Annotated in this window: 13 protein-coding genes and 5 pseudogenes; 8 read left to right on the top strand and 10 right to left on the bottom strand. The window is 58.0% G+C overall.

What is annotated here, in order from left to right:
• Positions 1 to 4: 4 nt before the first annotated feature.
• From DWB67_RS13780 to DWB67_RS13765, 4 genes are read left to right on the top strand one after another with little or no spacing between them, the layout of a single operon-like run.
• Positions 5 to 1,153, top strand: coding sequence for a glycosyltransferase family 2 protein (locus DWB67_RS13780; protein WP_119808130.1), 1,149 nt, complete (start codon positions 5 to 7; stop codon positions 1,151 to 1,153).
• Positions 1,120 to 2,187 (top strand): acyl-CoA dehydrogenase family protein, encoded by a 1,068-nt coding sequence (locus DWB67_RS13775; RefSeq protein ID WP_182911586.1) that lies wholly within the window; start codon positions 1,120 to 1,122, stop codon positions 2,185 to 2,187. Before DWB67_RS13780 ends, DWB67_RS13775 begins: the two co-directional genes overlap by 34 nt.
• Entirely contained in the window at positions 2,184 to 2,876 is a 693-nt protein-coding gene (locus tag DWB67_RS13770) for a PIG-L deacetylase family protein (RefSeq protein ID WP_119808128.1), read from the top strand. Before DWB67_RS13775 ends, DWB67_RS13770 begins: the two co-directional genes overlap by 4 nt.
• Complete coding sequence (locus DWB67_RS13765) at positions 2,863 to 3,414, top strand: SAM-dependent methyltransferase (RefSeq protein WP_119808127.1); 552 nt, start codon at positions 2,863 to 2,865, stop codon at positions 3,412 to 3,414. The genes DWB67_RS13770 and DWB67_RS13765 overlap by 14 nt, the downstream gene beginning before the upstream one ends.
• 30 nt (positions 3,415 to 3,444) lie before the next feature.
• Here the strand turns inward: DWB67_RS13765 and DWB67_RS18380 are convergent.
• Positions 3,445 to 3,646, bottom strand: a pseudogene (locus DWB67_RS18380) (transposase); the annotation flags it as partial.
• Between the two features lie 67 nt (positions 3,647 to 3,713).
• Between DWB67_RS18380 and DWB67_RS18585 the strand changes: the two are divergent.
• Positions 3,714 to 4,712 (top strand): annotated as a pseudogene (locus tag DWB67_RS18585) (IS3 family transposase); the annotation flags it as partial.
• Between the two features lie 71 nt (positions 4,713 to 4,783).
• Positions 4,784 to 4,888 (top strand): annotated as a pseudogene (locus tag DWB67_RS13755) (IS6 family transposase); the annotation flags it as partial.
• 282 nt (positions 4,889 to 5,170) lie between these two features.
• On the opposite strand, the gene DWB67_RS13750 reads toward DWB67_RS13755, so the two are convergent.
• The 5 genes from DWB67_RS13750 to DWB67_RS13730 form a co-directional block, all read right to left on the bottom strand.
• Positions 5,171 to 5,464, bottom strand: a complete 294-nt coding sequence (locus DWB67_RS13750) for a BrnA antitoxin family protein (RefSeq protein ID WP_119808126.1) — start codon at positions 5,462 to 5,464, stop codon at positions 5,171 to 5,173.
• On the bottom strand, positions 5,461 to 5,706 hold the full coding sequence (locus DWB67_RS13745; RefSeq protein WP_119808125.1) for a BrnT family toxin: 246 nt from the start codon (positions 5,704 to 5,706) through the stop codon (positions 5,461 to 5,463). Before DWB67_RS13745 ends, DWB67_RS13750 begins: the two co-directional genes overlap by 4 nt.
• 571 nt (positions 5,707 to 6,277) lie before the next feature.
• Entirely contained in the window at positions 6,278 to 9,112 is a 2,835-nt protein-coding gene (locus DWB67_RS13740; RefSeq protein WP_119808124.1) for a site-specific integrase, read from the bottom strand.
• Positions 9,109 to 11,316: a hypothetical protein gene (locus tag DWB67_RS13735; RefSeq protein ID WP_147385935.1), complete on the bottom strand. Its 2,208-nt coding sequence runs from the start codon at positions 11,314 to 11,316 to the stop codon at positions 9,109 to 9,111. The genes DWB67_RS13740 and DWB67_RS13735 overlap by 4 nt, the downstream gene beginning before the upstream one ends.
• On the bottom strand, positions 11,316 to 11,756 hold the full coding sequence (locus tag DWB67_RS13730) for a hypothetical protein (RefSeq protein WP_147385934.1): 441 nt from the start codon (positions 11,754 to 11,756) through the stop codon (positions 11,316 to 11,318). The genes DWB67_RS13735 and DWB67_RS13730 overlap by 1 nt, the downstream gene beginning before the upstream one ends.
• Positions 11,757 to 11,951: 195 nt before the next feature.
• On the opposite strand from DWB67_RS13730, the pseudogene DWB67_RS13725 reads away from it, so the two are divergent.
• Both DWB67_RS13725 and DWB67_RS13720 read left to right on the top strand, forming a co-directional pair.
• Positions 11,952 to 12,719, top strand: a pseudogene (locus tag DWB67_RS13725) (IS5 family transposase); the annotation flags it as partial.
• 56 nt (positions 12,720 to 12,775) lie between these two features.
• Positions 12,776 to 12,934, top strand: a pseudogene (locus tag DWB67_RS13720) (IS5/IS1182 family transposase); the annotation flags it as partial.
• 248 nt (positions 12,935 to 13,182) lie between these two features.
• Here DWB67_RS13720 and DWB67_RS13715 read toward each other — a convergent pair.
• From DWB67_RS13715 to DWB67_RS13700, 4 genes are all read right to left on the bottom strand, one after another.
• On the bottom strand, positions 13,183 to 13,605 hold the full coding sequence (locus tag DWB67_RS13715; RefSeq protein ID WP_119808121.1) for a heme-binding protein: 423 nt from the start codon (positions 13,603 to 13,605) through the stop codon (positions 13,183 to 13,185).
• A gap of 66 nt (positions 13,606 to 13,671) precedes the next feature.
• On the bottom strand, positions 13,672 to 14,922 hold the full coding sequence (locus tag DWB67_RS13710; protein WP_255418680.1) for an FAD-binding oxidoreductase: 1,251 nt from the start codon (positions 14,920 to 14,922) through the stop codon (positions 13,672 to 13,674).
• 123 nt (positions 14,923 to 15,045) lie between these two features.
• Positions 15,046 to 16,353, bottom strand: coding sequence for a TRAP transporter large permease (locus tag DWB67_RS13705; protein ID WP_119808120.1), 1,308 nt, complete (start codon positions 16,351 to 16,353; stop codon positions 15,046 to 15,048).
• Positions 16,350 to 16,946, bottom strand: coding sequence for a TRAP transporter small permease (locus tag DWB67_RS13700; RefSeq protein WP_119808119.1), 597 nt, complete (start codon positions 16,944 to 16,946; stop codon positions 16,350 to 16,352). Before DWB67_RS13700 ends, DWB67_RS13705 begins: the two co-directional genes overlap by 4 nt.
• Positions 16,947 to 17,001: the final 55 nt, after the last annotated feature.

Raw genomic sequence — 17,001 nt, 5'->3', positions numbered from 1 at the left:
TGTCATGCCAGCCCGATTTTTCAAAATCGATAAACTGTTGAACGCGTCTAAGTTGCTATTTGTTAGAGGAACGTCATGCCCTGCTGCGTGGTTATCCACTTGCAGCCAGAGGAGGTTCACGTTGGATGGTTCCGCGCCCATGACCCGTTCCGCAACAAGCTTGACATCGCTGAACCATATTGCAGTTGCAGTGCCCGTCCGAAACGAGGCCACGCGGCTTCCCAAGCTGTTATCCGCGCTGGACGTCGGTGCCAGTATTGTCCCCGTACCGGTGACAGTCACCTTACTGATCAACAACACGACCGACGCAAGCGCGAAGATTGCCCGCAGGCTAAATTATCCTGCCCTGAGTCTCCAGGTACTAGAAACCGAATTTTCCCAGAACCAAGCTAGCGCCGGCCACGCCAGAGGCATGGCCATGCGTGTCGCAGCATCGCAAGGCGGGCTGCTGATGACTACCGATGCAGACGCAATCCCCGACCCGATGTGGATGATATCCGCGCTGATGGCCATGGCCGGTGGCGCGGATCTGGTCTGCGGGCGGATCACGGCGCGAGTGCCCCGTGTAATGGCGACCCCCTCAGGGGGACGGATCACGCGGGCTGAATTTTCCTATGCCACTATGATGCATGAAGTCAGGCATTATCTTGACCAGATGGCAGGACGGCAAGCCATTGGATCGGTCCGCCCGCATTATATGGAATCGGGTGCCTGTATGGCGATGCGCGTCCAAGCTTTCTTGGCCGTCGGGGGCCTGCCCGACCGACCCTGCAGCGAGGATCGCGCTATGGTGTATCGTGCTGAAACTGCCGGATTGGTCGTGAACTATTGCGACGGGATGCGGGCAAGGGTCTCGGGCCGGTTGCGCGGGCGGGCGGCGGGTGGAATGGCCGAGTGCCTGCGCCAGCGCATGCAGGACGAAGATCCCTACGCTGATCAAGCAATGCTGTCGCCAAAATTGCTGGCGCAACTCTGGTCCGATGCCATGTATGGCAGTCCGCAACCCTATCCTGACCGCAGCACTTCACCGGGACCCCGCATGCGGGCATCCGATCTTGAGACGGCCTTACCTCTTCTAGCGCAATTGACGACCGACATCATCCGCCCGCAATTCGCCGAGTGGCTTTCGCGCAAACGCGTGGTGGCGGCATGACGGGTGCGAAACTGGCCGCTCAATTGCTGCTGGATCTGCCTGACGACGGGCCGGACGGACCTTCAGGACCCAGTATCGCACGGGCTCTACGTGTCAGCGGTGTGCTGGAGGAAGCCGTCGACCTCGCGCATCATCCCCGTGAGCCGCTAGCCCTGATGAATGCTTTGGCACAGCTCGGACAATCGAGCCTATCTGCCGGGAGAATTTTTGAGGGTCATGTGAACGCGGTCAAGCTGTTAAATCTGCATGGTGGGCCGATCAGGCCGGCCAAGGGCGGCGAATTGTACGGTATATGGGGGGCGGACGGACCCGACCCCGTACATATCCACAATGGCGTCCTGCAAGGTCAAAAATTATTCGCTAGCGGCGCGGACGTGCTGGATCAGATCATCGTAACAGCTCGATCCGACCGTGGCCTGAATTTAATACTGTTCCCGCGAAAAGTCCTCCATGGTCGCCTGTTCCCGCACGAATGGCAGGTATCAGGCATGACGTCGACTGCCTCGGGGCGCTGTGACCTGAACGGGGTCGCCCTTTCCGACGGGGTCATATTAGGCGAACCAGACAGCTATCTAACGGAACCGCATTTCCACGGCGGCGTCTGGCGTTATGCCGCTGTGCAGATGGGGGCAATGCGGAGGCTGACGATGATCACCGCTGATCAATTGCGCCGCCGCGATCAAGTAAAGGCACCTTTGCAAGCGATGCGGCTGCACGGAATGATCACAGCATGCGAAACCGCGCGCCTGTGGCTTGCCCAAGCCGCCACCACGGTCGAGCGTTCCGGCGCCACCCCAAGCGATGCCCAGGCCGCGATCCTTGCACGCCTGCGCACTGCGCAGGAGGCCGTAGCTTTGCTGGGGCTGATGGATCAGGCACTTGGCGCTGCATCTTTTGCCACGGGACATCCTGCTGACAGGATCAGACGTGATCTGGGTCTGTATCTGCGACAAGCGAATCCGGACGGCATGGCCCTGGCGTCTACGGCCAGTATCGCGGCAGACACGAACCTTTCGACACGGTGGATCGGATGAGCCGTTTTCTGGACCATATCGCGGATGCCCCCACCATTCAGGTGGCTGATCTACTGCAGAACCGTCCCTTAACCATTCTTGCCCCCCATCCGGATGACGAAACCCTTGGCTGCGGCGCGCTGCTGTTCGATGCCGCACAGATGGGGACCGCATGTCAGGTGATATGCGCAACCGACGGTGCAGCCTCGCACCCCGCATCGCGTTCATGGTTCCCTGCCCGTATCGCCCGGGAACGCGAATGCGAACTGCGGGCAGCCTGCGAAGTCCTTGCCCCGAATGCTGCTGTCGAATGGTTGGGACATCCTGATTGCCACGCCCCGCGAGATGCCGCATCCGCCGAGCAGGTCGCCGCGATGATACCACCCAATGCCTTATTGCTAGCCAGCTGGTGTAAAGATCCGCATATCGACCATGAAAGCTGTGCAGAACTAGCGCTTTTAATTGCCGGGATGCGTCCAGATGTTGAATTGCAGTTCTACCCAATCTGGGGCCGTTTTTGCGATGGTCAAGCCACAGGCATCCAGCTTGCTGCGTCAGTCCGTGCTATTTCAGCAAAAGCCCGCGCCCTTGCCTGTCACCGCACACAAATGACCAGCATGATTTTCGATGATCCCGATGGTTTTGTCATGACACAAGAACACCAACAGCATTTCCTGTCACACCCCGAGGTGATCCTTGCCCCATCATGATGTTCTTGCGCACCTTACACGCCTTTATGCTGCCAGCGACGACCCGTGGCAGCACCGTACCAGCGCGTATGAGGCCGCGAAATACGCGGCTACGCTAGACGCGATCGGTTCAGGTCCTTTCAGTAACGCGCTTGAGGTAGGGTGTGGCAATGGCACATTCGCAATATTGCTAGCGCAACGTTGCGAATATCTTACATTGATGGAATGCATTCCAGCAGCCATGGCGTCGGCCCGCAGCGCGCTGGCGGCAAATACAAACGTGAACTTCATCCAGGGGGCCGCCCCCGATGCCCTGCCGGACATGTATCCTGACCTAATCCTGTTGTCCGAGGTGCTCTATTTTCTGACGCCCGACGACATTGGCCAGCTTGGCGATTGGCTGACAACACATGCCACCGGTCCGGTCATCGCCGTCAATTGGATAGGGCCCACGGACGAACCGCTGGATGGGAATGCCGCGATCACCCTACTGACTCGATCACTTGGCGACCCAGCTACCAAGCAACACAAGCAATTTCGCATCGATACCTTTGGCTAACTTGCCAGGCTCCAGACACGTTGAGTATTGGAGCCAGAACAAGACGGTCGCTGCAAGTATGATTGCGGAAAAAGTACGTTTCGGGGCATCGTCCATATCAGGTTACGACACGTCGCCAACCCTTGAAACGGCCGAACGTGATCTTGATCCGGTTGCGCTGTCTATAGCGCCGTATATTATATTTGATGGCGTTCTTGTGAGAATTCCGCTCGGGCATACAGACCTTTATCCCCCAGTGACCTGAACCCCTAGAACTTTTCCAAACTTTCGTAGTGTCCGCCCAACAAAGGGACGGACAAATGAAGGCACGATTCACTGACGAACAGATCATAGCGATGATCAAAGAGCAGGACGCTTGTAAGAGGGCTGCTGATGGGAAGCGGCTGCGGGCGCTTGAAGACGAGTACGGCAAGCTCAAAAACTTCTGGCCGAACAAATGTTGGACAACCTTATGTTATGAGACATCAACTCAAGAAAGTGGTGACGCCTGCCGTGAGGCGGGAAGCGGTGGTTTATCTGTGCGAAGCGCACGGTGTGAGCCCGCGGCGGGCGTGTGATGTGCTGCATATTGGTCGATCATTGGTGCGGTATCTGTCGCGTGGTGGCGATGACAATGATCTACGCGATACGATCAAGCGGGTGTCCACCGAACGGCGTCGGTTTGGTTGCCGCCGCATCCACGTGATGATTGTGCGTGAGGGTTTCGAGGTGAACCACAGACAGTGAGGCGCATCTACGCTTCAGGTGCGCCGCAGAGGCGGCAGGAAGCGTGCGTTGGGCACAAAAAAGCCGGTGCGATGGCGCTGCGTGATGGCCCAAACCAGCGCTGGTCATTGGATTTCGTGTCTGACGCCCCGACGGATGGTCGCCGTTTTCGCATTCTGACGGTCGTTGACGACTTCAGTCGCGAGAACTTGGTACTGGTCGCAGATACATCTCTGTCGGGGCAAGGGGTTGCCCGAGAACTGGATCGCGTGATCGCCGAACGCGTCATGCCAAAGACGATTGTCTCGGACAACGGCACAGGGTTCACCAGCACGGCGATCCTCAAACGGGTTCAGGAAACTGGTGTTGATTGGCACTATATCGCGCCAGACAAGCCCCGGCAGAACGGATTCATCGAAAGCTTCAACGGCAAGTTGCGGGATAAATGCCTCGATAAAAGGCTGTTTGGCACATTGCGCGATGCCCGCAAAACGTTTGAGGAATGGCAGGAGCATTACAACTTGCACAGACCACATTCAGCATTAGGCAACCTCACCCTAATGGAATTTTTGCAGAGAAACGAAATGGACAAGATGGCGGCCTCACGCCAAATATTTAACCCTAAGGACTACGCGCAAAACTGGAGCAGACTTAGGGCACAGGTCGTGACCTCGAAGGGATTATGTTGACGCGCGGTGTTCGTGTCGATCATGCGGCGCTGAATCGCTGGGTGGTAAGGTTTGCTCCGCTCATCGCGGCAAAGGCCCAACTCACTGGATTGGCCCCGGTTACGCACGACAACCGAACCTTTTGCGGAAAACGGGTTATCGCCGGTGGCCGTCTTGCCCTACGGCCCGTGACGTTCCTAGCAGCTTTGGTCGCGGCACATCACAACCCGAGCCTGAAATCCTTCTCAGACCGACACCGCAAGCCCAAAAAACCGCACAAGGCCATCATCACCGCCGTCGCCAGAAAGCTCGTCACCATCGCGAACGCCCTGTGCAAGAGCCGTCAGAAATGGACCGCCGCAACGGCGTGAGAAATACAGTTGCTAGCTCAGTCCAACTGCATGGCGCAAAGCCTCGTTCATTCGGGTCTGCCATCCCGGGCCTCCGGCCTTGAACTTAGAAACGACCTCTGGATCAATTCGCAATGAAACTGCAACTTTCGGGTTCTCGGTCTTCGGCCGTCCACCAGCATTCTTGCGCATTTGTTCAGAGCGCGCTGGAAATACTTCGGTAAATGGTCGTGCTTGTACCAACTGTGCGTCGGTGGCTTCCGGCGCGTCAAGATCAATGGAAATCATCGGCTGAACTCGAGCCTCGCTAATTGTTTTATTAGTCATAGCAACCTTCTTTCTTTCCAGCTTGCGGGACGCATTGATATTACCGAAACGCCTTCGGTTCCAAGGACGGCGAACACAACTGCGATCGTTCCGTCTTCAAGACGCCCTATTGCCATATGACGGTCTTGCTTTGCTGGAACGACCAGCGAAGTCAGAAAGAAGGTGTCGTTCAGGTCTGCAAAATCCAGCCCGTGTTTGGCTGGAATGACCAGCCTTTTAGGTTCGTCCCAAACGATCTTCATCGTTTCATCCTATACCGTCATATAGTTTTGCGTATCTACAAAAACAATATGGCGCCACCAGAAAACGGTGTTCTGATCTTACGCGACTTTCGAAACGGGCCCTTCAAGCTTCCGCCATCCAATTTCCAATTTTCGAAGTTATAATCAATCGGTCGTTTGAAAATGGAAGCAAGCACGCGCACAGCGGCGTTGTGAGCTGGAAACTGCTGTTTCCGTGGATCGATCACCGCAAACAAGAGTGCATCGGAGCTGGTACGGGATGTCTTTGGACAGATGGTAAACACGCTTATAGAAAACCCGAAGTGATAGGCATATTAACTATATTTTGCATATATTAGTTACGATATAGTTGTTATGTCTCAAATATAGATGCACCCCGTTCGATATCCGAACAGGTGGAAGAGGCATCTCGAGCCGGCCGTCAGGGATCCACAGTCAATCCCCGCCCAAGTATGGCGTTCGATCCGTGAAGCTTCGCGAAGCCCGGACAGAATGCTCTCGGATGAACCCGGCTTTTACTGCGGGAAGATCACTATCAGTGAGGAGAAGGGATCGTCATGTCTGGCGTGCTTTATGCCCTGAGCGTCGCTAGGATGGCCCTGCGTTTTGCCTCGCTTTGATCAGCAGCCCATGCGCAGAGCATCAGCTTTGCCGGTGCGGTGAGGCTAATGATGGATAAGGGTGCGCCAGGATCAACGTGGCATGGCTTGGCCCGCAGCTTGCCGGCGCGCGGGGAGAGATGCCAATCGAGGTCGCAAAGCAGATTTCCCATAGTTGCTTGCCAGCCTTCGAACTGCAGCCGCGTTGCAAAGACCAGATCAGCCGCCCTTGCTGCCCGCAGGGTCTGGATGGACCATGCCAGCGCGTCTTCGGGCGGCCGTCCGGCAAGCCGGAGCATCACCAGCTGGCAAAACTCCCTATCCGGCAACCGGCGCGGCAAAGTAGGCGTCAAACAGGAAGCCCGACCCGGGGGTTGCAGATGCTTCGCCATGGTTTCCACGTTGCGCAATTGCGGATGCGTGAGGTCATAGCGCTCCGCTAGATCCTGCAAAGGGGTCGATCTGTCGCGTGCCTGCAGCAAGCGCAGGGTCAGCTCGGGGGTGATTTTGTCCGTCACGCCTAGAACGGAGCCTTTCGCGGAAGGCGGTGACTGCGTTTTCAGATGCCGGATGGTCATGCTTTGCAGAATGATTTTTCTGCTCTTTTCCAGATTTGCGGGATGGTGCGGTTTTTTACCTGCCATTGTGCGCCGGTTTAACCCAAGCCAACGGGCGGCGCGCTCTGCAGGTAGGCTTTCGGGGTTGGCGCGCAGGATGACCCCGAGCGCCAGATCCGCAAGGTGGATATAGGACCGGAGGGTCGTTTCGGGGCGGGCGTGACCGGCAATGCGCGCCAGTTGGGTCAACCCGCGACGGGCATCCGGACGTGCCCCCAAGAGGCCGGTCAGAATTTGCTTTTGTTGTGCAGCAGGCCAGCCCGTCAGGCGGGAGAGGAGACTGCCGGGGGCAGAGCGGGTCATCAACAGCAGGCCCAGATTGCTGATCGCGGCATGACGCAGATCATGCGGGGTCAAGCCGGTCACCTGTCGTAAATTGGCAAAGAAGCCCTCGCGATCGAACCGTGGGCTTCCAAACAAGCCGCGTGGCAGGGAGAGCAGTTGGTCTTTGCGGCTGGCGGCCTCCCGAATGCGCCTGACGAAGAAGCTTTCGATCAGGCGGGCTTCGTCACCCGTGGCCAGCATCTGGACCGGGACCTTGCGCCGTCCGGCCGAGGATTTGATATCTGCCCAAAGGGTGGAATGCACGAGGACGGCGCCATCCGCCCCTGCAATGACATCACCGACCGTCAGGGCTTCGAGTTCGCTCAGCCGTAACCCACCCCGTGCCGCAAGTAGAAAACCCACCCGTTCGACATCACGCAGATCACCGGAGCCTGTGGTGGGCCATCGGCGAAGAGCTTCCGAGATCTGGCTGGCAGAGATCAAAGCTGTCCTGACCCGTGGGTGCCGTTCTGCCCCGTATCCTGGGGCAATCGCGGGATCGATCTCCGGCCAGCGCAGTGCTGCGTTTTGGGCGGCAAAACCGCAAAACTGCATCAGACGCGCAATCACAAAGGCGGTCGCGATGCCGGCATCCGAGGAGAGCGCAAGGGCCACCATCTCTTCCAGCCTGCCAACCTCCCACGTCGCAGGGTCCTGATCCTGACACAGGGCCAGAAGCGGTCGGGCAATGTCCGCGTGATAGCGCTGCAGCGTCGACACGGCGCGGCGTGCTTGCAGCAAGGACAGATACCAGACACGCAGGGCGTGACCTGCCGGGGTCAGGTCCTCACGGGAAAGGGCGTTCAATGCAGCTTCGACGGGACCGCGGGTCTGCTTCTGCGCGCCTTCGGGACGCATTGTCAAAGCCTGCTGCAAGGCAGCCCATGTCGATGACGGGGTGGCGGTTGTCGAGGAGGAGGCCATTCCCGCGCCTTTGCGCCGGCGCGTCGATGCCACCATAGTCCGATCTGCGGGACCTGCGCCATGAAGGGACCACCAGCTCTCGTCCGAGGCACTAAAGCCGGTCACCGCGCCGCTGGCCACAGCCGCCAGCAGATAGGGCAGGGGCAGATCCATCTGATCTTCCAACGGGGCCATCGCCGCAGCGGCAAAGCGGTCAGCATCTGGACACTCCTGAAGATCGCCCTCGAAGAGCGCATGGATCATCAGGCCAAGCGCAGCTCGGGGAGAGTTCACAGGCTCTGTCAGCTTGCAGTCGCGACGTTGCCAGTGCCGCAATAGTCCCAAAGTAACGACATCGGGAAAGAACCGCAGCCGTGCAGTATTCGGGCTGTGATTGGTCGCGGCCTTCGGTACCAAAGGCAGATCAAGATCGATCCATGGCAGATCCGGTAGAGCAGAAGTTGTGTGAAGTGTCAGATCTCTTTGCCCGAGAGCCGTCAGCAGGGCCGGCCATGCCGCCGGACGCAGCAGACCGCCCCGCAGGATCGCCGAGGCCAGAAGAACACCGGCCAGATCCTCGTCGCGCAGATCACGACAGCGACGGTCCAGATGGGCATGCAGGTGATCCCAACAGGCAAAGGCAAACTGCGCATCCTGCTGCCATCCCGAACGGCGTAGTGGGGCCGAAGGACGGGGCGGCCGGACCAGACGACGTCGCGGGAACGGCAATCGCGATGTGGCGGCCGCAGCATCCAGCTCCTTGCTGACACTGCGGATAGTGACCTGCTGCAACCGCGGGTCGCTGGTCTGCCGCACCAACCTGTCCAGAAGGGACTGGCAGAATGCATTTGGGACCTCTGCGGTGATGGCATCATCCGGCCGGCCGGCGCGCAAGCCGGCGATTGCCTCGCTGACCTGACGACCAATCTGCGCGATAAAGGCCCGATCCTCCGCAGTGCTCATGAAGCCGTTCCCGCATCCGGCAAGGAACCCAGAGCAGAGGTCATGATCCTGTCGAGGGCTGCCCTCAGGTCCGCCTGATCCAGCAGACTGTCCATGCTGGTCGGCAGCAGCGGATCGCTCCATCCGCCCCCATGGCCCATGAAGGCATCGATCCGCTGGCCTGCAAGGCCGTCATCGGCGAGGTGACGGCGCATGTAATGACGCGCCCAGTTGCGGGGCTTGCGACCCGGAAGATCAAGCCGGTCCCAGAACTCTGCCGCCGTCAGGTCATAGGGATCTTCGAACTGGCCGGGCCAGACAAAGAAGGGCAATGCATCGCCTGAAAGCACCCCGTCGATCCTGTCCCTGAGAAGGGCCGGTCCCGAAACGCCGCAATCGGCAAAGAGCATCTCCAGATGCTGGCGATAAAGCCCGATAATGGTCATGGCGACCGGCGGCAGGGGCAGCCATCGGGCATTATCATGCGTCCGGTTGCCCTTATCGGAGATCAGCACCTGCGGTCGCTTGCGCCCCACGATCTGTGACAGCGGAGGAAAAGCCGCACCATGTGGTCGCCTGGCTGTGGCCAGAGACAGGGCGGCCAGACAGTAATTGGTGGCGGCAGCATGCAGATCAGGGCCGTGGACCATCTTCTGGTGACGGGCCAGCAGGGATAGCTCGCGCCATTTGCGTGCCAAATCATCAAAGAAAGACAGGACTGCATCATCCGAGGGTGCGTAACGCGAGCCGACCCGTTTGCGCGTTCCTGTAGGGACCAGCACACCGCATTCGGCCGCAGTCAGACCCAGACGTTCCTGCTGGTGAAGGACCCATGCCGCGTTCAGGCGATCTATGGGAAAGCTGGCATAATATAATTGGGTCATCGTTCTGACGCTTGTGCCGGTCAGAAGGCCGATCACCGCCTGATCCTCGCCTCGCGCCGCTAAACCATCGGGTAGCGCACGGGCGAGACTGCCAAGCCGGACGGAACGGGGCAGATCAAGGCCGGCCAGCCAGTCAGCGGCGGCACGCTCCAGCCCCGCCTCCGGATGGACGCGCCCCAAGACCTCGTCAAAGGCGCGCTGCCATGCTGCGGCAGGCCGCATGATCAGGCCATTGGTCGATTTACGCCCCGATCCTGTCACATCAGACGCAAAGCCCACTCCGTCTCCGGACCACCAGGAGGTTCCGGGGTGATGCGGCGTGCCGTGGAGATCGGCGAGGGCAGCTATCTTGCGCCCGTAGAGCATGCTGGCCGCGCAAAGAACCGCACCAACGGCGGGTGTGCCACCTTGGGTTATGGCCCGCCCTGCGGCACGGATGATCGTTGCGCAATCGCTGTCCGACAGGCTGCCATGATCGGCCAGCCAGGCGGCAGACCGGTCCTCGAAGCCCAGATCGACCTCTTCTGTCAGGGCGATATCCGCGGCCTCTTCCGCATTGCGGGGATGATCTGCCTCTGCAATCCCGTCAGGCGGCGCACGAAACAAAAGCCTCGGCGCGACCGTCCCGGCGGTGCCCTCCAGTTCACGGATTGCCCAGGCATAGGCGGGCATCCGGACGCGGATCGTCTCACGCGCGCCGACAGGCCGCAGGTCGCGTGTGCCCTGAAAGCGCTGGAGATGTTGCAGCAACCGGCGGATCTCGTCGATCCGCCGCGCAAAACGGTCATGGCGCTGGCTCAGATGATGATGCCAGTCCAGAATTGCGGCAAAGGTCGCATCGATGCTCAGTGGAATATCGGGCAGCTCAAGACGCAGCAGGTCCAGGCTTGGATAGCTGACCAGCCGGCGGATGGCGCGCAGGCCTGCCTGAACGGTGGCATAGGCATCATCGGTGGCTTTGCGTTCATGCCGACGGGTCTGGGCGAAAAAATTCAGGGCCGCAGCAAGGCCGAAGGCCCGCAACCGGTCCATATCTGCAGAGCGCAGATGACCCTCTACGGGCCTTGCCTGCAAAAAGCTGGCCAGAGGATAATTTCCCTTGCTCAAGGACCCCAGCGGCTCCGTCATCACCGGATGCGATGGATCTCCTTGCGACACCTCAGGCACCTGTAGGAAACGGGCCTGCGCGTCCTCGACAGCCTCTGTCCAGCGATCTGCGGCCAGCAGCCCCACCAGGCGGGTGGCCTCGTCATGTAATTGCAGCGCGAGACCGGATTGCACCCCCTCCAGCATATTCTCGCGCGGAGTATAATGTGGCGCTGGCGGGGAGATCTCTGCCATCAGGATTTGCGCAGATGTTTGATCAGACCGGTCCGGCCGATGCCCAATTGACGCGCGGCGGTGCTGTAATTAAGGCCGCGTGGTCCGAAGTAAGCTTTGGCAATATCGGGCGGCAGACGTGTGGACAGGATTTTGTACCAATCTGCCGCCCCGGCCGGTTTTAACCGGCGCTCCGGCCGGCAGACCTCCGACCATGCAAGCTTCGCGATCAGGCTGTCGGGCAGGGCTGCTGCCCTCCAGATAAACACATCTGCCGATCTGCCTGTCGCAACCGCTTCGGTCATCAGGGCAAAGCCGGAGAACCACAGCAAACGTCCGTCGCGATCCTGCAGGGCGTCAATAAAGCCCGTCGGGTTCAAAGGCCCGAGCCCGCCGATATCGCGATACGCGCGAAGAGCATTGAAGGCATCGCTGTGTAGAGCAAGCCGGGACACCGGCATCAGCCGCGAACGGCCGTTCCCATGCCGGTCGGGACGCGCAAAAACAGCAAATGCAGGCGTAGTGGGCATGAGAACAACTGTATCAAAAATACAGAAAAACGAGAGAAGAATTCAGCGTAGTATGCGACATACTGAGCATATCAAAACAATATCAATTACTTATACGTAAAATTGGCATTTATAAAACGTCTTTTTGTTCATTTCTGCCTGACAATCAAGGTTCTGTTCAAGCTGCCGCTCAGGCAAACGACTGCGATGGTGGCCAGCTTGTTGAAGGTGGCGGACCTGGACTGGGCTGTCCCGGATTACACGACCCTTTACCGACGGCAAAAGACACTGGTCGTTCAGATCCCCTTCCGGCGCGCCGATGGCCCTTTGAACCTGCTGGTTGACAGCACTGGCATCAAGTTCCTGGGTGATGGTGAGTGGCAGGCACGCAAGCACGGCGTTCAGGGCCGTCGCCAGTGGCGTAAGGTCCATCTGGCCATGGACACGGCCACCTCAGACATACGCGCAGTAGAGTTTACCCCCTGCAGCGACGGTGACAGCCCTATTCTGCCGCAGTTGCTGGGCCAGATTCCTGAAGGTGAGGAGATCGGCACCGTGACCGCCGATGGCGCCTACGACACCGGCCGCTGCCATACCGCCATCATCGACCGTCAGGCCACGCCGATCATCCCCATTCGAAAGAATGGACGGCCGTGGAAAGAGGACTGCCCGGCCGCGATTGCCAGAAACGAAACCCTGCGTGCCACACGGCACTACGGCCGGGCGTTCTGGAAGCGCTGGACAGGATATCACGCCCGGAGCCGGATCGAGGCAAAGATGCGGTGCCTCAAGGCATTCGGCGAACGCATTGCCGCAAGACATCCCGACAGCCAAACAGCCGAGATCGAGATCCGCGTCGCCCTTATGAACCGTTTCTCAGCCCTCGGCACCGCCGAGATCGTTCGCGTGGCCTAAAGCTGAAGGGAAAGGGGGTCTCATGCCTCAAGCATGAATTGCGCAACAACGCCGGCCGGAGCCGCGTCGAGACGAAGATGCATTGCATGAAACTGCTGGGCCAACGGCTAATGGCGCGCGACTTTGACACCCAAGTCGCTGAGGTACAGGTGCGCGTTGCGATCCTGAACGGCTACACCGCCCTTGGCATCCCTGTCACGAAAGCTGTGGAATAAATCCGTCTGGGGAAAGGGGAGATCCGTTCGTCAGCTGGTTTATGCAACAGAGTCGCTGATCTCCATTAAAAATGGGGGGATTACACAGCTGCAGCCAAGGCCCGCATGTTTTCTCACCCCAAGGTGACAAAAGCCTCCACGACATAACCGCCGTATATCGCCTGCTGCAGCACATCGAATAATGTTACGAGGGTCATTTGAACTTAGCTACTATGTCCATAGTCCCCGAGATCGTCTTGAGCTGGTATTCATGTTCGGGCTGAAAATGCGTCAATGCCTGCTTGGGCACAAGCTTGGTCTTGCGCAGGGGTTCCTGAACTAATCCCGATACCGCCAACTACGTCCCCATTGACGATAACCGGCAAGCCTCCTCCGACTACCATCAATCGACCCCCAATTGCAGATGCAATGCCATAAGCGGGACTACCGGGCTGACTGGAAAGGCCGTATTCATGGGTAGCTTTTTTTGCCGCGGATGCTGTAAAGCTTTTATCGATGGCGATTATAGATGATGTTACTTTGCCACCGTCCATGCGCTCGAACGCGATCAGGTTTCCGCTCTCATCCGTAATTGCGATGCACATGGGTACCCCAATTTCAATGGCATGTGCTCGCGCGCCTGCGATCAGATTGTAGGCGTCGTTAATATCAAGGCGTTTAATTGTCAGCATGTCGTTTTCCTGGAAGTGTATATGACAGTGTCGATGAGTGTTTTACAAACACGAATGGATAGAAATTTAGGCAGATCGAAAGCGTGAACCGCTTAATGCGGAAACATCTAATTGGGGTTGTTGCCCACGCACCATATCACTCACGATTTGACCGGTAATTCCGCCTAACGTCAGACCGATATGCTGGTGGCCAAAGGCATGGATAATCCGGCCTGATACATGGGACGGTCCGATTACGGGCAATGCGTCCGGCATGGTTGGGCGATAACCGAGCCATTCATCGCTTGGGCCATCCAGATAGCCAAACATCTGGGTTGCCCGACGGCGTAGATAGGCCAGCCGGTCGGGGTTTGGTGGCGCATTCAAATTATCCAGTTCGACCGTGCCTGCGATGCGCAGACCAAGCTCCATCGGGGTGGCATAGAAACCGGCCTCTGCCCAACCCACAGGGCGGGTCAGCTTTGCACGATGGTTTGCATAGGTCACATTATAGCCACGTTCGACACCAAGGGGCAGCACCTCGACGCCGGCACCTTTGATCGATTTGCTATGTGCACCTGCGGCGACAACAAAATGCCCCGCAGTTAGGGTTGACCCGTCACCCAGTTTGACCGTCACGCCTGTTGATCCGGGATCCACCGATTGCACAGCGGCGGTGATCGTTGCGCCACCGTTTTTGACAAACTGGCGTTGCATCCGTTCGACCAGCTTTTGAGGATGCAAAACAAAGCGCGTTCCCTGAAAGCGCAGACCGCGATAAATTGGCATCTGCAAAGCGGGTTCAAGCGCGCGCACCTCGGCTGGGCCAACTTCTTGCATGGCAACGCCTTGGCGGCGGCGCAAATCATTGCCCTGCGCTGCGCCTTCAAAGCCTTTTTGGGTGGACCAGACATAAAGACAGTCTTCGTTGACCATCAAATCCTCGGCCTCGATATCCGCGATCAACGGGTCAAGACCGGCATTGGCATGGCCGAGCAGTGCCCCCAGACCCGAACCGATGGCGTCAACGCGGCTGGACCGGCAGTTCGCAAGGAAAGACAACATCCAGCGGCTGTTTTTGATTGCATGCCAATAATTCAGGATCAGCGGGCTGTCTTTTGAAAACAACAGACTAGGCAGCGACGTTATGACCGAAGGGCTGTTGATTGGCACACAAGCATAGGTCGCAATCGTGCAGGCAGGTCCAAAGGTTGTTCCCGATCCTGCAGGATTAGGATCACATATCACAACCCTCAGCCCGCGACGCTGTGCCCACAAAGCGGTGGACATCCCGACAATCCCTGAACCGGCAATCGCGACATCGTATTGATTGGCCAATTTCGATCTTCCTTTATTGCCGGCGTTTATTGTCCACCGGTCGCTTTTTGCGGGCAAATGGAACGGTGAAGTCCTTTGCCCTGTTTAATTATGTCAGGCGTTTTCAGCATGCTGTCGGAGGTTTCAGTTCAGTCCCAAAATCAGGTTGGGAAGCCACATGGATAGCGCCGGAACAAACGTCGTCAAAAGCACGACGGGCAGATAGGCGAACAGCACAAATACCAATGCGGGCTTTAACATTCCGGACAGGCTGGTTTTTCCGATCAGTGCCGCGAAATACAACAGTGGCGCCGTGGGTGGTGTAATCAGGCCCATCCCCAGATTGGTCGCGATAATTGCCGCAAAATGGATGGGATCCACACCTGCCTGCGTCATCACGGGCAGCAGCAGGGGCGCGGCCAGCAAAATACCGGACACATCCTCCATAAACATGCCAATAATCATCAGGAACAGATTGGCCAGAAGCAACAGTACGATGGGATTGTCACTGACTTGCAGGAACGATTCCAGAATATCCTGCGGAACGTTTTCCAGCGTCCAGATACGGCCCAGCATGGAGGCAAAGAAGATCATGATCATCAGAACACCGCTGGTCTGAGCGGCGCGCCAAAAGACCTGACCCATGTCTTTCCAGTTCATTTCGCGATAAACATAGATGGCAATCGGGATTGCATAGACGACAGCAACCGCAGCCGCTTCGGTCGGAGTTGTGATGCCGCCATAGATAAAGCCAAGGATAATCAATGGCATCATCAAGCCCGCTGCGGCTTTTTTGGTGCGGAAAATCACTTCGGTACCGACTTGGCGCAATGGTGCGGGTTCGGGCTGTCTGATTGGCATTTTGCGCGTCATGATCATGTTCCACCCTGCCAGCAGCGAGACAAGGATCAGGCCTGGAACGATGGGGGCCAAAAAGCAGGCCAGAATGGAGGTGCCCGTGACCCAGCCATACAAGATCATGGATGCACTGGGCGGTATCAGCAGCGCCAGAACCGATGATGCGGCCACCAGCGTTGCCGCATATCCGCGATCATAGCCTCGTTCCACCATGCGCGGGATCATCACCGTCCCGATTGCCGCAACAGCCGAGCTGGCCATTCCCGAAATCGCACCAAACACCGCAGCCGTTACGATCAGCACCAAGCCAAGTCCGCCACGCAGGCGTCCGATCATGGAATCGGCGAGGTCAATCAGCCGCGTTGCAATGCCGCCCGACCCCATAATACCACCAGCAAGAATATAGAGCGGGATGGCAATCAGCACGATCGAGTTCAGTTTATTGAAGCCCGCCCCGATCAGAAAGCTGGTCGAACCGAAATCACCAAACAGCATCAGTAGTAAAACCGCACCTGCAAAGCAGAACGGGACCGGCACGCCGATAACCAAAAGCAGCGACAAAAGCCCTGCATCCATAAGAATAAGAGGGTTCATGCCAAGGCCCTTCCGGAAATCACGGCTTGGACGCGCATGACGGCTTCGATGAGGAAATACAGGGTTGTCAGTGCCAGACAAAGCGGGATGACTGCGACAATCCATGACATCGGGATGCCCGTCTCAAGCGACATGGTTCCGCGCTTTATCACAAATGTCAGATAGTCCCACGACCAGACCGTCATCCAGCCAGACAGGATAACGGTGATGATAGACGCAAGCGCCTCGACAGCCAGTTGTGGCCGGCCTGCGGGCAGGACAAGTTCAACCAGACTGGCGGAAATATGTCCGCGTTCCCACGCGCCATGTGACATGCCAAAGAAATACAAAAACACTGCTGTAAAGGTTGCCAGTTCCTCAATGCCGAACAGGGATATGCTAAAGAAATAGCGGGTGATCACTTGGGTGAAAACCAACGCCGTCAATGTCACACCGCTGACCAGCATGATAAACCGCTGCAATTTGATTTTGGCATTCCAGATCGCCAGCATCCGGCCCGTTAAAAAACGCGGTGTATTCACCCCGTCAAGATGCATGCCTGAAGGGATGGTCACCTCTTCGGCGATCAGAGTAGTTGCGTCTTGCTTTTGCATATAGGCTTGTCCTTGGCCGCAGGATGACAAACCGGCCAGTCAAGGGACCGGCCGG

This window comes from Paracoccus sp. JM45, assembly GCF_003590715.1.
GTDB lineage: Bacteria > Pseudomonadota > Alphaproteobacteria > Rhodobacterales > Rhodobacteraceae > Paracoccus.
This window is presented reverse-complemented; position numbering and strand designations above follow the sequence as displayed.

Coding starts and splice junctions, on each gene's coding strand:
- DWB67_RS13715 (WP_119808121.1), bottom strand. CDS start 13,605: ATGCTGACAATTAAACGCCTTGATATTAACGACGCCTACAATCTGATC.
- DWB67_RS13750 (WP_119808126.1), bottom strand. CDS start 5,464: ATGACTAATAAAACAATTAGCGAGGCTCGAGTTCAGCCGATGATTTCC.
- DWB67_RS13740 (WP_119808124.1), bottom strand. CDS start 9,112: ATGAGCACTGCGGAGGATCGGGCCTTTATCGCGCAGATTGGTCGTCAG.
- DWB67_RS13730 (WP_147385934.1), bottom strand. CDS start 11,756: ATGCCGGTGTCCCGGCTTGCTCTACACAGCGATGCCTTCAATGCTCTT.
- DWB67_RS13770 (WP_119808128.1), top strand. CDS start 2,184: ATGAGCCGTTTTCTGGACCATATCGCGGATGCCCCCACCATTCAGGTG.
- DWB67_RS13780 (WP_119808130.1), top strand. CDS start 5: ATGCCAGCCCGATTTTTCAAAATCGATAAACTGTTGAACGCGTCTAAG.
- DWB67_RS13700 (WP_119808119.1), bottom strand. CDS start 16,946: ATGCAAAAGCAAGACGCAACTACTCTGATCGCCGAAGAGGTGACCATC.
- DWB67_RS13705 (WP_119808120.1), bottom strand. CDS start 16,353: ATGAACCCTCTTATTCTTATGGATGCAGGGCTTTTGTCGCTGCTTTTG.
- DWB67_RS13735 (WP_147385935.1), bottom strand. CDS start 11,316: ATGGCAGAGATCTCCCCGCCAGCGCCACATTATACTCCGCGCGAGAAT.
- DWB67_RS13745 (WP_119808125.1), bottom strand. CDS start 5,706: ATGAAGATCGTTTGGGACGAACCTAAAAGGCTGGTCATTCCAGCCAAA.